The 15,513-nt window shown below is 58.8% G+C and carries 12 protein-coding genes; 11 read left to right on the plus strand and 1 reads right to left on the minus strand.

What is annotated here, in order from left to right:
• Positions 1-29: 29 nt before the first annotated feature.
• On the plus strand, positions 30-605 hold the full coding sequence (locus tag MUN84_RS19120; RefSeq protein ID WP_317239008.1) for a carbonic anhydrase: 576 nt from the start codon (positions 30-32) through the stop codon (positions 603-605).
• 315 nt (positions 606-920) lie between these two features.
• On the opposite strand, the gene MUN84_RS19125 is transcribed toward MUN84_RS19120, so the two are convergent.
• The gene (locus MUN84_RS19125; RefSeq protein WP_244695554.1) at positions 921-1,394 is read right to left on the minus strand and encodes an EamA family transporter; all 474 of its coding nucleotides are present in this window, start codon (positions 1,392-1,394) and stop codon (positions 921-923) included.
• 110 nt (positions 1,395-1,504) lie between these two features.
• On the opposite strand from MUN84_RS19125, the gene MUN84_RS19130 reads away from it, so the two are divergent.
• The 10 genes from MUN84_RS19130 to MUN84_RS19175 all read left to right on the plus strand — a co-directional run bounded on the left by MUN84_RS19130 (position 1,505) and on the right by MUN84_RS19175 (position 15,495).
• Positions 1,505-2,302: an SUMF1/EgtB/PvdO family nonheme iron enzyme gene (locus tag MUN84_RS19130; RefSeq protein ID WP_244695555.1), complete on the plus strand. Its 798-nt coding sequence runs from the start codon at positions 1,505-1,507 to the stop codon at positions 2,300-2,302.
• A 610-nt stretch (positions 2,303-2,912) separates the two neighbouring features.
• Positions 2,913-3,398, plus strand: a complete 486-nt coding sequence (locus tag MUN84_RS19135; protein WP_244695556.1) for a hypothetical protein — start codon at positions 2,913-2,915, stop codon at positions 3,396-3,398.
• Positions 3,399-3,469: 71 nt separating this feature from the next.
• Positions 3,470-3,898, plus strand: a complete 429-nt coding sequence (locus MUN84_RS19140) for a hypothetical protein (RefSeq protein ID WP_244695557.1) — start codon at positions 3,470-3,472, stop codon at positions 3,896-3,898.
• Between the two features lie 123 nt (positions 3,899-4,021).
• Complete coding sequence (locus tag MUN84_RS19145) at positions 4,022-5,437, plus strand: DNA topoisomerase (RefSeq protein WP_262920576.1); 1,416 nt, start codon at positions 4,022-4,024, stop codon at positions 5,435-5,437.
• Positions 5,431-6,561: a DNA topoisomerase gene (locus MUN84_RS23235; protein WP_262920577.1), complete on the plus strand. Its 1,131-nt coding sequence runs from the start codon at positions 5,431-5,433 to the stop codon at positions 6,559-6,561. The genes MUN84_RS19145 and MUN84_RS23235 overlap by 7 nt, the downstream gene beginning before the upstream one ends.
• 475 nt (positions 6,562-7,036) lie before the next feature.
• Positions 7,037-7,264 carry a DUF2905 domain-containing protein gene (locus MUN84_RS19155; protein ID WP_244695558.1) on the plus strand — a complete coding sequence of 76 codons (228 nt, stop codon included), beginning with the start codon at positions 7,037-7,039 and terminating at the stop codon, positions 7,262-7,264.
• Positions 7,265-7,685: 421 nt separating this feature from the next.
• Entirely contained in the window at positions 7,686-8,999 is a 1,314-nt protein-coding gene (locus MUN84_RS19160) for a di-heme oxidoredictase family protein (RefSeq protein WP_244695559.1), read from the plus strand.
• A gap of 425 nt (positions 9,000-9,424) precedes the next feature.
• Positions 9,425-11,764 (plus strand): glycosyl hydrolase family 28 protein, encoded by a 2,340-nt coding sequence (locus MUN84_RS19165; protein WP_244695560.1) that lies wholly within the window; start codon positions 9,425-9,427, stop codon positions 11,762-11,764.
• A gap of 56 nt (positions 11,765-11,820) precedes the next feature.
• Positions 11,821-13,752, plus strand: a complete 1,932-nt coding sequence (locus tag MUN84_RS19170) for a glycoside hydrolase family 88 protein (RefSeq protein WP_244695561.1) — start codon at positions 11,821-11,823, stop codon at positions 13,750-13,752.
• Between the two features lie 117 nt (positions 13,753-13,869).
• Positions 13,870-15,495 (plus strand): glycoside hydrolase 43 family protein, encoded by a 1,626-nt coding sequence (locus MUN84_RS19175; RefSeq protein ID WP_244695562.1) that lies wholly within the window; start codon positions 13,870-13,872, stop codon positions 15,493-15,495.
• Positions 15,496-15,513 lie beyond the last annotated feature (18 nt).

Consider the following 15,513-nt stretch of genomic DNA (forward strand, 5'->3'; position numbering starts at 1 on the left):
TTTCTACTCACCTCCTTAATTCCCCGCTTATGAAAGGCATCGAGCCAATTCTGGAAAATAACCGCAAATGGGTTGAAGAAAAGCGCGCCGCTGATCCGGACTTTTTTAACCGCTTGGCTAACGGCCAGAAGCCCCAGTACCTGTTCATTGGCTGCTCCGATTCGCGGGTGCCGGCCGCCTCTATTACGGGCACCGGCCCAGGGCAAATGTTCGTGCACCGCAACATTGCCAACATGGTTGTGAACACCGACTACAACCTGCTTTCCGTGCTGCAATACGCCGTGGAAGTGTTGGGCGTAGAGGATATTCTGGTGGTAGGGCACTACGGCTGCGGTGGGGTAGCCGCCGCCGCTGGCAACAAGCAGTACGGCCTCATTGATGGCTGGCTCACCAACATCCGGGACGTAATTCGGGTGCACGACGCCGAAATTTCGGCCATTGCCGACGAGGAAACCCGGCTACGTCGTTTGGTCGAGCTCAATGTGATTGAGCAGGTGCGTAACCTGGCCAAAACCAACATCATTCAGAACGCGCGCAAAGGTGCCAAGCCCCGCGCCTGCACGGCTTGGTTTATGATATTAAAGAAGGTCTGCTCAAGGATTTGAAGGTAGAAGATGACCTGCAAGGCAAGCTGAAGGAAATCTACAGAACCAGCGCTGCTGGTCACTAATACCCGGGCCCTCGGGCATCCAATACCAAAAGAGAAAACGAGATTTTGCACCGGACTAACCCGGCTTATGTCACTACTAGCATCATCGGGCGTAGTCTGAGGGGAGTGCGCTTTCGATGTGTGGAACCGCCGCGGCTACTGGCTGCGGCGGTTTTTGCGTGTATGGAGCGCTTGGTTTTGACTACGCTAGACACGGTAGGTATTGAAGTATGCCCGAAACCGTATCCTGTCTTCAAAGCGAAACAGCGGATTACTCGCTACTGCGGGTAAAAGCAATGAGCATTGCGCCGCCGGCCATCATGGTAGCGCCCAGGATAACCTGCCAAGTCACTTTTTCCTTGAGAAAGAATACGGCCAGCAGAATGGAAAAGACCAGCGAGATTTTGTCGAAGGAGGAGGTGCGGGAGGCCGGGCCCAGCTTCAGGGCCTGAAACGACAACAGCGACGAGGCACAGGTAATAACGCCGGCGGCAATCAGGAATAGCCAGGTTCGCCGGTCAATTTCAGCTACCTGCCCCAGGTGGCCCTGCCAGGCTACTACGCCCCAGGCCACGCCCACAATCAGCACCGACTGCACGGCAAAGGCTACGCTCGACTCAATATTTTTGACGCCTACCTTGGAAAGCGTAACCACAACGGCGGCCGACAGCGCAGCCAACAACGAAAACATCCACCACATAGATTCCTGATCAAGAAGACTCTGACCAAATACGGAGCCAGCCATAATTTAGCCGGGAACGGCGGGTTTTACCTCGGCACGTAGCGGGCTATGGCTTTATATTTGGTACTGCGCTAAACAAAAAGCTCCAGGCTGCTGCCTCTTGTATATTGGGTATGAAAAACAAAAGCAACGTATGCGCCGCCGTGGGCCTGATTCTGCTGCTACCCGCCTTCATCTGGGCCCAAGGTACCCGGACGGGAGCCACGCAGCCGGCCTTGCCTGAGCCGCCCGGCACTACCCGCGTGGCGGAGAATCTGTTCATGGATGAAACGGAGGTAGCCAACATTCACTGGCTGGAGTACCTGCACTTTCTGCGCCGCGACTCTACACTTGCCCTGTACCGCTCCCAGTTGCCCGACTCGACCGGGTGGCAGCCCGTCGTCGACCCTGAGCAGGACCAGGCGCCGCAGTCCTACTTCCGGGCGCCGGGCTACCGCTATTACCCGGCCACTAACATCAGCTACGAGCAGGCCCAGGCATATTGTCGGTGGCGGAGCGCCGCGGTTAACCGGGCTTACTTTCAGGGCGCGGAGTTTCGGAAGCAACACCCAGAGTTGCGTGACTACGCTGTGACGGTAACTTACCGCCTTCCCACGGAGCAAGAGTGGCAGCTGGCCGCCGCCGGTGGGGTAGGGGCTGGTCCCCGGCCTTTCGAAGTAATTCAGACCCGCCCGGTTCGCAAACCCAAGGGTCAAAAGCTAGCCCAGGCCGACGTCCTAACGGCCTGCCTAGATGCCCAGCAGCTGCCGCATCCGGCGGAGGAAGTGGCGTATGCACTGCCCTTCAACTTGCGGGAAAACTACTACTTAGCGGGCAGCAACCAGGTGTTCAAGTGCGCCCGGCCAAGGAGGTATTCCCGCTCCAGCGCATCACCGACGGGCCGCCCAATAATATTGGCCTGCAGCAGGTAATTGGCAACGTGGCTGAAATGACGGCTACCAAAGGCGTAGCCAAAGGGGGCTCTTTCAAGTCCTCGGTGGTAGGCCTGACCTTGGAAACGCGGCAAGCCTACCCGGGCCACAAAGCTGGTTGGGGTTCCGGTGCGTGGCTACAGTGCACATGCGCAAGAAATCAGAGTAGGTTAGCCTAACTGCTACACCTGTTGCAGGCGCGCATTCACGTGCCTTGCTGGAGTTCGTAGGACAGTAGCTCAAAAAATCGAGAAAGAAAGTAGATGTTATCTGGCTAGATGTTATCAGGTAGCACGGAGCCAACCAGGCCCTGCTCTACTCCTTGTGCCCACGTCTGCCACTAGCCGCTGCCTTGCCTACCGCTACCTTCGAGCCCGCCCAACTCACCCACCGCAAGTGCTACCCAGGCCCGAAGCTTCTGACTTTATTCTGGAGGAGCTGCTGCTACAAGTAGAAAACAAGAGGCTGGTTGTGAATCGATTGTAAAAATAGTTATTTCTTAATAATATAATTTTATGTACTATATATTGTATTGTATATTACAAAAATTCAACCATATCGCAATATATTGCCGTGCGGTACAGAAATCAGTAGTGTTACCATGCACGGGTTGAGAAAAATTGAAGAACTGTTTGCCTATGATTCACTAGTGCACCTAGCTAGTGAAGTGAAAAAGCAGGAGCTGGAGTACCGCGGTACCAGCCTGCCCGGAATACAAGAGAATATTCCCTTCGGCCTACACGTTCTTCAACTCGCCGAACAAGGGCATCCGTGCTTTTTCGGTCTTAATGCCGACAACGAGCCCCAGGTAATTACTCTGCCGCTAAACCAGGCTAGTCGCTTTACCTCCATTGGCTACTACGTGGGAAGCGAAGGCGGCACCTTCCGGTTGCACCGCACCACGTTTGCCTTGTGGGTAGCTGGGCTCAGCTTTAGCCAGCTTAAGCAGTATTACCCCCGCATCTTTGAGGGCAACAATTCCTCAACCATGGTGCTCACCCCGCCCGACGAGTTTGGCGTGCTGCTACCCCCGAGAACCGCTGGGGCCAACTCTACGCCAGCCAGCGCCTCTACGACCAGGAACTGCGCGAGGTAGCGGCCGCCAGCGGGGTAGTAATAACCCATAACGAGCAGGAAAATCTGTTTGGGCTTTACCACCGTGGTAGCTTGGTTGAGCAGGGTGCCCAACTGGAGGTGGCCCATCTGGTAAAACTGATTACCCACCGCCTGAACACGCCCGTTGCCTACCACCAGGTAAAGCAGAAGGTGCTGGATGAGCGCTACGACAGCGCTTTCCCCAAAGAGCTGGACAACTTCGATAACTGGGACGGCGAAATTCTGGAGCACCGGCAGTTTCCGCTGGCCAACCTGTTTTATGTGCGCGTGCAGGCGGCCACCGAAAATGCGGCCCTGCATATTGCCCGCGAAGAAATTATCTTCCAGCGCCGCCTGAACCCAGTGCGGATTGCGGCCCGGGGGCTGCCCTTTGAAATTGAAAGCGTGGTGATGCTGGACCGGGTATCGAATGCGGGCTTTTACGAGGTGCGCTACCACTTTGTAACCCAGCATGAGCTGGAGCTGGCCTCGGCTTCCTGACCCGCTTCGACCCGCTGCAAACGCCGCGGGTAAACCGACTTTTTCTCGGCGTATCTTTGTTGATTCCTCACTGGCGCTGCCGCCAGCAAAATTTGAGTACGAATCAGCGAGAATTAGCCCCTAGTGAAAGTTTGTATTGCTGAAAAGCCCAGCGTGGCCCGCGAAATTGCCCAGGTGTTGGGTGCTACCCGCAAAATGGATGGCTACTTTGAAGGCAACGGCTACCAGGTAACCTGGACCTTCGGCCACTTCTGCCAACTGCGGGAGCCCGAGGACTACCGCCCCGAGTGGAAGCGCTGGAGCATTCACGATTTGCCCATGGTGCCCGAGAACTTCGGCATCAAGCTTATGCGCCGCGACGATGGGGTAGTGCGCCAGTTCACCGTCATTAAAAACCTGCTGGCCAACGCCGAAGAAGTTATTAACTGCGGCGACGCGGGCCAGGAAGGAGAGGTGATTCAGCGCTGGGTGCTGCTAGAAGCCAAGTACCGCAAGCCCACCAAGCGCCTCTGGATTTCCTCTCTTACGGAAGAAGCCATCCGCCAAGGTTTTCAGAACCTGCGCGACGGAGCGGAGTTCGACAAGCTGTACCAGGCTGGCAAAAGCCGCGCCGTTGGGGACTGGCTGCTGGGGCTGAACGCTACCCGCCTGTTTACCCTGAAGTATGCGCCCGGCCAGCGCCAGGTGCTCAGCATCGGGCGGGTGCAGACGCCTACCCTGGCACTGCTCGTGGACCGCTACCACGAAATTCAGAACTTCAAGCCCGAGCCCTATTGGGTGCTGCGCACCGAATACCGCGGCACCATGTTCAGCCACGTGGCCCCGCCCAAAAAAGGCATGACCGAAGACGATGAGCCCGACGAAAAGGCCCGCCTGAAAGCCCGTGGCTACTTTGTAACCCAAGAAGAGGCCGACGCCGCCATGGCCGCCGTGAAGGACGTGCCGCTCACGGTAACCAACGTCGAAATCAAGAAGGCCCTGGAAACCCCACCTTCTCTATTCGATTTGACCTCCCTGCAGGTGCAGTGCAACAACCAGTTGGGCCTGTCGGCCGAAGACACGCTGAAAACGGTACAGGCTCTCTACGAGAAAAAGGTGGTGAGCTACCCCCGCGTCGACACCACTTTCCTGCCCGACGACCAGTACCCGAAAATTCCGGGCATCCTGCGCGGGCTGGGCGCTTACAATAGCCTCACGGCTCCGTTGCTGGCGGGCAAAATCAAGAAGTCGGGCAAAGTATTCAATAATAACAAAGTCACCGACCACCACGCCATTATCCCAACCGGGGCCAGCGCCAGCGGCCTGGGCGGCACCGAGCACAGCGTCTACGACATCATTGTACGTCGCTTCCTGGCCGCTTTCTACCCCGATTGTGAGGTGTCGAACACAACCGTTACGGCCGAAGCAGCTGGGCGCACGTTTCGCGTGCGGGGCCGCCAGATTCTGAACCCGGGCTGGCGCGTGGTGTACGGCGACCCGGAGAAGCAGCAGGCTCCCTCGGCCCCGAAAGCGGCCGGCGAGGGGACGATGACGTGGTGAATACCGTGCTGCCCAGCTTCGAGAAAGGCGAAAACGGCCCCCACAAGCCCCGCCTCGATTCCAAAATGACCCAGCCCCCGCGCGAGTATTCGGAGGCCATGTTGCTGCGCGGTATGGAAACCGCCGGCCGCAACGTCGACGATGATGAATTGCGTCAGGCCATGAAGGAAAACGGCATCGGGCGGCCTTCTACCCGTGCGGCCATCATTGAAACCCTATTTAAGCGGGGCTATATCCGCCGCGACAAAAAGAAAATCGTGCCCACTGCTACCGGTGTGGAGCTGATCGGGCTGATTCGCAACCCCACCCTCAAATCGGCGGAGCTGACAGGTCAGTGGGAAAAAAAGCTGCGCCAGATTGAAGGCGGTCAGCTCGACCAAGAGCAATTTCTGGGCGAGCTGAAACAGCTGGTGCGCGAAATGGTGCACGAGGTAAAGCAGGACGGCTCCGGCCGCGCCGTGACGGTCGCCAGCCCCGACGCCGCTGGCCCTGGAAGCAAAGCCGCTGCTACCCGGCCCGCGGCTCCGGCTGCCGCACCTACCCCCGCCGTGCCCGGTGCGCTGGGGCCGTGCCCAGCCTGCGGCAGTGGCCACGTGCTACGCGGCAAAACGGCCTTGGGCTGCTCGCGCTGGCGCGAGGGCTGCGCCTTGCGCCTACCCACACAGTATGAGGGCAAGAAGCTCACCGACAAGCAAGTAGGCGACCTACTGAAAAAAGGCCGTACCCAGGCTATGCAGGGCTTTTTGGATGACGCCGGCAACAAGTTCAGCGCCGCCATCCGCCTCACCCCGCAGTACACGCTGGAGTTGGTACGCGCCGCCGAAAGCAAGCCGACTACGGCCACCGACCCCGGCCAGATTCCGTGCCCCGTGTGCCGCCTGGGCCAGATGCTGAAAGGTAAAAGTGCCTGGGGCTGCTCCCGCTTCCGCGAGGACTGCCAGTTCCGGGTGCCGTTCGAGTGGGGCGGTAAAACTCTCACCGACAGTCAGATGAATCAGCTTCTGCGCAAAGGCAAAACCGGCGTCATCCGCGGATTCGTGTCGGCCAAAACCGGCAACCGTTACGAGGCCGCCCTGCAGGTAGGTGCCGAAGGTAGAATAGAGCCGGTGTTTGGGCAGGGGTAATGACCTCACCCTTTACTTCTGCGCATTTGCTGTTACTCCTGGGAGCAGCAGGCAACTTCAACTACTGAAGCGTGTCCTGCTGAATTCCAGTATTATCGGGAAGTTACTAGGTTTTAGTGGGTTGTTATAGCCCTAGAAAAGCTACCCATGTAGTTTACACTACAGAAAACGGGCCGTTGATTTAAGGTGCGTCGTTTCATAGCCAGCTCCGGTTGACTTGCGCTAATGGGCAGTTCCTGGTGCTGCGTTTCAGTTGTTTCAGCGCTAGGGCAGCGGTTGCTGATGAAAACGCCAGTGGCCCCGCGCTGCTGCAATTGCCTCAGAAATTGCTACGCTTACACGAGTACAGCTATCTTCCAGAATCTATTCATTTGTTGCCCTACACCGAAAAGCCGATTGGGATAGACCTCATCCTCATACGTGGTGGGAGTGGTTTTCGAGGGATTATAACGCACGATACAATATCAGCCTACCCATGACGCCCCAACTCGGTAAAAGCTTCATTGTTCTCGGCCTGATTCTGGTGGCTTTGGGTGCTTTCCTCTGGCTTGGGGGCGGCAGCCTGCTGAAGTGGTTCGGACACCTACCCGGCGACATCCGCATTGAGCGGCCGGGCTTCCGGTTTTACGCGCCCATTGTTTCCATGCTGCTGCTGAGCTTATTGCTAAGTGCTGTGCTCTGGCTAGTGCGGCGGTTGGGCTAACCTGAGGGGTAGAAGTCTGACAGGTTGCTGTTTCGCCGTGCCAATACATAGCTGCAAGTAGACCAAAAGAAGGCTCATTGCTTCCAACTTTGAGAAGGCTAATTAACGCACGCAGGTGGCACGTAACCAGCGTTGCGCTGCATCAACTGAAAAAGCCAAGTTTTGAACAGTATAGTCATAGAAAATAAAAATAGTTTTATACGGAATATAACAATATCAAAGTAGAATTATATTGTATATTGCTGCAGTTTCATTCCCATTTTAGAACAATTATATGATAAAACCCTTTACCTCCTGGAAGTTGGTAAGTTGTGCGGTAGGATTGACAGTGCTAACCTCTTGCGAAAAACCTGAGCTGGAAGGTCCTGACGCATTGCAGGTTACAACATCGGCTAATAATGAGGGCGATGACGAATTGAACGTGGATTGGGGGCAAGTTTTCCCCACGTTCACCTTAGCGGGCGGCCAGACCACCGTGAACGACGTCAGCAGCTTGAGCATGATTCAGCCGGCCCCTAACCTGGGCGGTGTTGACATGACGGCTCATTTGAATGGCAAGACAGTGTTCCAGCGCACGTTTGAGTTGGGCGAGGTAGCTCCGCTCTGGAACAACGTGCGGTGCGAGAGCTGCCACCTGGGCGGCTCCCGCGCTGGTCTGCCCCGGGTGAATGCCACGACCGGCGAGTTGGCCCCGCAGCTGCTGTTCCGCGTGAGCCTGCCAGGCACCGGCCCCCACGGAGAGCCCAAGCCAGTGCCCGGTTTCGGCGACCAGATTCAGCCGCTGATGGTGGTAGAAGGAGTTGACGCCCAAGATGATGTGCGCGGCGCTAGCGCCGAAGGCAACGTATTGGTGCGCTACACGGAACAGCCCAGCCTGCCGTTCAAGGATGGCAGCACCGTTAGCCTGCGGCGGCCCACGTACACTTTCGTGAAAACCACGCAAAACCTGCCCACCGGCACCATGATTTCGCCCCGCACTGGTTCCCAGGTAACGGGCCTGGGCCTGCTGGAAGCCGTGCGCGAAGAAACCATTCTGGAGTTTGCCCGCGTGAATACCAACAACGGTGTTTCGGGCCGGCCTAACCGGGTGTGGGACGTAGAGCAGGGCCGGACCCGCATTGGTCGTTTCGGTTGGAAAGCCAACCAACCCACTTTGCGGCAGCAAAATGCCGGTGCCGCCAACGGCGACATGGGCCTGACCTCGCCGGTGTTCCCGGTGGAGCCCGGCGAAACCAGCGCCTCGGCCCAACTAAACCTAAGCGAGCAGCAAATCCGTGACCTGACCGTCTTCACCCAGACCATGGGGGTACCGGCCTTCCGCAACAATAGCAGCCCTCAGGCGCAACTAGGCGCCGTAATGTTTGCCAAGGCGGAGTGCGGTAGCTGCCACGTGCCGCGCATGAAAACCGGTACGCTGCCCGGCCGCCCTGAGGTATCAAACCAGGTTATTGCTCCCTTCACCGACCTACTCCTCCACGACATGGGCCCGGCCCTGGCTGACAACCGCCCCGACTTCCTGGCTTCCGGCCGCGAGTGGCGCACGGCTCCGCTGTGGGGCCTAGGCTTGCAGCAAACCGTAAACGGCCACACCAACCTGTTGCACGACGGGCGTGCCCGCAACGTAATAGAGGCCATTATGTGGCACGGTGGCGAAGGCGAAAACTCGCGCAAAATCGTGACCGAGATGAGCAAGCAAGAGCGTGATGCGCTGGTAACCTTCCTCAGCTCCATCTAAGCAACTGGCAGCAACCCCGCGGCGGCCGGTGTAGGCACCTACCCGGCGGCCCCGGACTCTGTACACGTCGATTGCCAATACAAAAAAGAGTGCGCGCTCCGGCCGCACTCTTTTTTTGTGGGTAGCGGTAAGTGCAATTTGACGGGCAGCTTCAGCCAGTTAAACCCCAAGGCAAAGTGAGTAGATAGGGTAGGCGCTGCCGCCAGGTAGCTGCCGCCGCGGGCACGAATGCTGGCATTGGGAACGTTCCCGATAACGATTGCACAAAAAATGCTGGACGAGGGTGCAGGGTAGGCCAACTATTCCGCTAACCTTAACATGTATTCAGCACTCACTCACCCGCGCCGGGTCACGGAAAACTCCTTTTCCCGGGTGCACTCTGAGCAAGCGTGCCTGGTTCTTGAACTCCTTCCCACCCGCTCTGTATGAAACCATTTGCCGTTCTGCTGCTGGCTGTTGCGCTGCTGGCCTTCCGCCCGGCCGCCGATGACCGCAAGACCACCATCTTCCTGGTTGGGGACTCCACCATGTCGGACAAGCCCCTAGACAAAGCCGAGCGCGGCTGGGGCATGTACTTCCGGCAGTATTTTGATGGAGGCGTGGCCATCCAGAACCACGCCATGAACGGGCGTAGCACCCGCAACTTCCGCCACGAGGGCCGCTGGGCCAAAGTGCTGGACCAGCTCAAGCCCGGCGACTGGGTATTCATTCAATTCGGCCACAACGACTCCAAGCAGGAAGACACCGCCCGCTACGCCGCCCCCCAAACCGCCTACCGCCAGAACCTAACTCGCTACGTGCAGGAAGCCCGCGCTAAAGGCGCCAATCCTGTGTTGCTCACGCCCGTTGGTCGCCGTTATTTTGACGAGCAAGGCAAGCGCAAGGATGACCACGGCGACTACCCCGGCGTAGTGAAGGAGGTAGCCAAAACCCAGAAAGTACCCCTGATTGACTTGCACGAAACCAGCTGGGGCCTGTACTCCCAACTCGGCGACGCCGGTTCCAAGCCCTTGTTCTGGAGCTACCAGAACGGCGCCAACAACACCAAGCTCGACAATACGCACTTCTCTGCTTATGGCGCGGAGCGGGTGGCGCAGCTGGTAGCTCAGGACGTGAAGAAGATGAACCTAGGCATTGCCAGCCACCTGCAGCCTCTGGCCTTCACGGGCAAGTATCAGTACGATTTGCCGGTAGTGCTTCAGCCTACTTTCAACAAGGATACCTTCAACATCACGAAGTACGGGGCCGTAGCCGATGGCCAAACCCTGAACACCGAAGCCTTCCGCAAAGCCATTGAGGCCTGCAGCCAGAAGGGTGGGGTAGTGCTGGTGCCACGCGGATTGTGGCTCACGGGCCCTATTCAGCTGAAAAGCAACGTAAACCTGCACGTGGCCAAGGGCGCCCTGGTGCAATTCAGCAACAAGCTCTCCGACTATCAGCTGATTAAAACCAACTGGGAAGGCGAGGACGCCGTGCGCAACCAGTCGCCCATTTCCGGCTACGACCTAGAGAACATTGCCATTACCGGCGAGGGCACCTTTGATGGGGCCGGCGACGCTTGGCGCATGGTGAAAAAGGAAAAACTCAACGCCGGGCAGTGGCAGCGGCTGGTAAAATCGGGTGGGGTAGTGGATGATAAGGGCACGACCTGGTACCCTTCGGCTAGCTCCCTGAAAGGCTCCACGCTCAACAAGCCCTGGACCATTAAGGCGGGTCAGCAGCCCGACTACAGCAAGTACCAGGAGTTCAAGGATTTCCTGCGGCCCAACATGCTCAGCCTGCAGCGCTGCAAGCAGATTCTGCTGGAAGGCTTTACCATCCAGAACTCTCCGGCCTGGACCATTCACCCCCTGCTCTGCGACAACATCACCCTGCGCAACGTCACGGCCCGCAACCCCTGGTACGGCCAGAACACCGATGCGCTAGACCTGGAATCGTGCCGCAACGGCCTGGTGGAAGGCTGCACTTTCGACGTGGGCGACGACGGCATCTGCATCAAATCGGGCCGCGACGAGGAAGGCCGCCGGCGCGGCGTGCCCACCGAGAACTTTATTATCCGTGACACGAAAGTGTACCACGCCCACGGCGGCTTCGTAATTGGCTCGGAAATGTCGGGTGGGGCGCGCAACATCTACGTGAACAACTGCACCTTCATGGGCACCGACGTAGGCCTGCGCTTTAAAACAGCCCGGGGCCGCGGCGGGGTAGTAGAAAACATCTTCGTGGATGGCGTGGACATGACGGACATTGCCGGCGAGGCCATCCTTTTCGATATGTACTACGCCGCCAAAGACCCGGTGCAAGTAAACGGCGACGCCTACGGCATTCCGGAAATCAAGGCCGAGCCATTGGGCGAAGGCACGCCCCAGTTTCGCGGCTTCCGCATCAAGAACGTCACCTGTAAGGGCGCCAACACGGGTATTCTGGTGCGCGGTCTGCCGGAAATGGCCATTAAAGACGTGGACATTGAAAACACAGTGCTGGAAAGCAATAAAGGCCTGGTGTGCCAGGAAGCCGACGGGATCCGCCTCAAGAACGTGACCCTGATTTCCAAGCAAACCAACCCCGTGCTGGAAGTCCAGAACAGCCGCAACATCAGCTTCGACAACCTGCGCTACGCCCCCGGCGCCGACCTGCTACTGCGCGTTACGGGTAGCCGCAGCAAGGCCGTAACCCTGCGCAACACCGACACCAAAGCCGCGAAAAAAGGCGTAGAAATGGGTGAGAAGGTGGCCAAGAAAGTCGTGACGGTTTCTAAGCTGTAATGGCGCCTCCAGAGCGAAGCATCTCCTTAAAATCCCCGACACGCTACTTCCTACCCATGCTCTCCCGCCGCTTCTTGCTTTCCGGTCTGCTGCTCGCCTCGCTTACTGCCCAGGCTCAAACCACGCCCAGCACGGGACGGCCGATGTCGCAGCGCATGGCGGATGCCTTCATCAGCTGGCACCCCGATTCCATCGTCATTGGTAACCGCAAAACGGCCCGCTGGGACTACGAGCAGGGGCTGATGCTGAAGGCCCTGGAGCGGGTGTGGCAGCGCACCGGCGACGGGCGCTACTTCACCTACATTCAGAAAGACCTCGACCAGTTTGTGCGGCCCGATGGCACCATTCGCACCTACAAGCTGGAAGACTACAACCTCGATAACCTGACCACCGGCCACGCTCTGCTCACGCTCAGCCAGATGTCGGTGCCCCAGGCCGAGAAATACCAGAAAGCGGCCCAACTGCTGCGCAAGCAGCTGGAAGGCCAGCCGCGCACCAAGGCCGGCGGCTTCTGGCACAAGAAGGTGTACCCCAACCAGATGTGGCTGGATGGCCTCTATATGGCTGAGCCCTTCTACGCCGAGTACAGCAAGGCCTTCAACCAGCCCGCTGGCTTCGACGACGTAGCCAAGCAATTTGCCCTCATCGAGAAGAACCTGGTGGACCCCAAAACCGGCCTGCTTTACCACGGCTACGATGAAAGCCGGGAGCAAAAGTGGGCCAACAAGCAAACGGGCCAGTCGCCGAACTTCTGGGACCGGGGCATGGGCTGGTACGCCATGGCCCTGGTAGATGTGCTGGACTATTTCCCTCAGAACCATCCACAGCGCCAGCAGCTCATCAAAAACGTGCAGCGCCTGGCACCCGTGCTGGCAAAATACCAAGACCCCAAAACGGGCACCTGGGCGCTGGTGGTCGACCAGGCCGCGCGCCAAGGCAACTACCAAGAGGCTTCCGGCAGCAGCATGTTCGTGTACTTTCTGCAGAAGGGCGCGCGCATGGGCTACCTCGATAAAAAGTACGCCGAGGTGGCCCGCAAAGGCTATGACGGCCTGCTTAAGCAATTCGTGGCCACGGAAGGTAGCAATGCCCTGGCCTTCAACGGCACGGTAAGCGTGGGTGGCCTGGGTGGCAACCCCTACCGCGACGGTAGCTTCGAGTACTACCTCTCCGAACCCCTACGCAAGAACGATCTGAAAGGCGTTGGGCCGTTCATCCTCGCTAGCCTGGAAATGGAAGTGGCCGCCGAAAGCACCCTGGGCAAAGGCAAAACCGTAGCCGTGGACAACTATTTTAACCACGAGCTGCGCAAGAATGCCCTTAGCGGGCAGGAGGAAACCTGGCACTACACCTGGGATGAGCGCACCCACGGCGGCTTCTATTTCTGGGGCCAGCAGCTGCGCGACCTGGGCGCCAAAACCGCTACTATAACTACCGCGCCTACGGCCGCCGCGCTGAAAGGTGTGGACGTGTACATCATCGTGGACCCCGACACCAAAAAGGAAACGGCTAAACCCAACTTCGTGCAACCTGCCGACGTGCAGGCCTTAACGAAATGGGTGAAAGACGGCGGCACGCTGGTGCTCATGGCCAATGACACCAGCAACTGCGAGATTCCGCGCTTCAACACCCTTGCTCAGGCCTTTGGCATCCAGTTTAAAAGCCAGAACCTGAACATGGTGAAAGGCACCCAATTTGAGCAGGGTAGGGTAGAGCTGCCCGCGGGTAATGCGGTGTTCAAAACGGCCCGCGCTGCCTACATCAAGGAGCTGGCCCCGCTGGACGTGAAAGCCCCAGCCCAGCCCCTGGTTAGCCAAGGCGGCAGCGTTATCATGGCCACCGCCAAGGTAGGCAAGGGAACAGTCTTCGCCGTGGGTGACCCGTGGCTCTACAACGAATACGTGGATGGCCGCAAGATTCCGGCCGAGTACCAGAACTTTCAGGCGGCGAAGGACCTAGCGACCTGGCTGCTGCAACAGGCTAAGTAAGGCTGAGTTCCGGCTCGGCGCACGAGCGGAGCGAGTCTCTACGCGCCTGCCACGCGTTGGCTCACGTTCCATACTCGCTCCGCTCGTGCGCCGAGCCGGAGCTCAGCCTTACAGCCCTTGGTACGTCTTTCTCTACTGCTGCTTGTTCTGTTGCCGCTGGCTTCCGCGGCTCAATCCTCCTTATCGAAGGTGTGGGTGCCGGATTTGGGTAATGGCAGCTACAAAAACCCGGTGCTCTACGCCGATTACTCCGACCCCGATGTGGTACGGGTGGGGCCGGATTACTACCTTACTTCCTCCAGCTTCAATGCTGCGCCGGGTCTGCAAATTCTGCACTCCCGCGACCTGGTGAATTGGACGCTTATTGGTGCAGTTTTCACCCAACAGCCGCCCCTTGCCCGCTACAACCTGCCCCAGCACGGCAACGGCGTGTGGGCCCCGGCCATCCGCTACCACCGCAAGGAGTTCTACATCTACTACCCCGACCCGGACTTGGGGCTGTTCGTCACGAAGGCCAAGAATCCGGCCGGCCCCTGGAGCACGCCCGTGTGCATCAAGGAAGCCAAGGGCTGGATTGACCCCTGCCCGCTCTGGGATGAGGACGGCCAGGCTTACCTGGTGCATGGGTTTGCGGGCTCGCGCGCGGGCTTTAAGAGCGTGCTGGCCGTGAGCCGCATGAGCCCCGATGGCCTGAGCCTGCTCGGCGACGAGGTGCTGGTGTTCGACGGGCACGACAAGCACCCGACCATTGAGGGGCCTAAGTTCTACAAGCGCCACGGCTACTATTACATCTTCGCGCCCGGCGGCGGGGTAGCCACCGGCTGGCAGGTGGTGCTGCGCGCCAAAAACGTGTTCGGGCCCTACGAAGACCGAATTGTGCTAGCCCAGGGCAACACCCCCATCAACGGCCCCCACCAAGGTGCCTGGGTTGATACGCCCGATGGTAAGCAGGACTGGTTTCTGCATTTCCAGGACCAGGGCGCCTACGGGCGGGTGGTGCATCTGCAGCCCATGCAGTGGAAAAACGACTGGCCCATTATCGGCGAGGACCCCGACGGGGACGGCACCGGCCAGCCCGTGCTTACGTACCGCAAGCCCGCCGTGAAGGGCAAGCCCCAGCCTTTGGCTACGCCCGCTACCTCCGACGAGTTTGACGCTAATACCCTCGGCCTGCAGTGGCAGTGGCACGCCAACCCCCAGCCGGGCTGGCACTTCCTCAACGGCAGTGCGGGCTTCCTGCGCCTGTACTCGGTGCCACTGCCAGAAGGCTACCAGAACCTGTGGCAGGTGCCTAACCTGCTGCTGCAAAAGCTGCCCGCTGAGAAGTTTATCGTTACCACCAAGCTTACCTTTACCCCGCGCTTCGAGGGCGAAAAAGTGGGCCTCGTGATGATGGGACTCGATTACGCTGCCCTCACGCTCACGAGCAAAGCCGGCCAGCTCCACCTAGCGCAGGCGGTATGCCAAAACGCCGATAAGCTTACCCCCGAAACCACCACGACTCCCATTGTCGTGCCGAGTAAGCAGCCCCTCTACCTGCGCGTAGCCGTGCGGGAAGGCGCCAAGTGTCAGTTCAGCTACAGCCTCAATGGGGAGCAGTTTCAGCCCCTGGGCACCGAATTCACGGCTCGGGAAGGCAAATGGATTGGGGCCAAAGTAGGCTTGTTCTGCACCCGCCCCGGCAAAACCAACGACGCCGGCACCGCCGACGTGGACTGGTTTCGGGTGGAGGAAGCCAAGTAGTGAGGTTGTAAGTGAGTG

Source organism: Hymenobacter sp. 5516J-16 (assembly GCF_022919335.1).
GTDB classification, from domain to species: Bacteria; Bacteroidota; Bacteroidia; order Cytophagales; family Hymenobacteraceae; genus Hymenobacter; species Hymenobacter sublimis.

What these genes read in the sequence shown, in the direction of transcription:
- MUN84_RS19120 (WP_317239008.1), top strand. Translation starts at nt 30, where the DNA reads ATGAAAGGCATCGAGCCAATTCTGGAAAATAACCGCAAATGGGTTGAA.
- MUN84_RS19125 (WP_244695554.1), bottom strand. Translation starts at nt 1,394, where the DNA reads ATGGCTGGCTCCGTATTTGGTCAGAGTCTTCTTGATCAGGAATCTATG.
- MUN84_RS19130 (WP_244695555.1), top strand. Translation starts at nt 1,505, where the DNA reads ATGAAAAACAAAAGCAACGTATGCGCCGCCGTGGGCCTGATTCTGCTG.
- MUN84_RS19155 (WP_244695558.1), top strand. Translation starts at nt 7,037, where the DNA reads ATGACGCCCCAACTCGGTAAAAGCTTCATTGTTCTCGGCCTGATTCTG.
- MUN84_RS19165 (WP_244695560.1), top strand. Translation starts at nt 9,425, where the DNA reads ATGAAACCATTTGCCGTTCTGCTGCTGGCTGTTGCGCTGCTGGCCTTC.
- MUN84_RS19170 (WP_244695561.1), top strand. Translation starts at nt 11,821, where the DNA reads ATGCTCTCCCGCCGCTTCTTGCTTTCCGGTCTGCTGCTCGCCTCGCTT.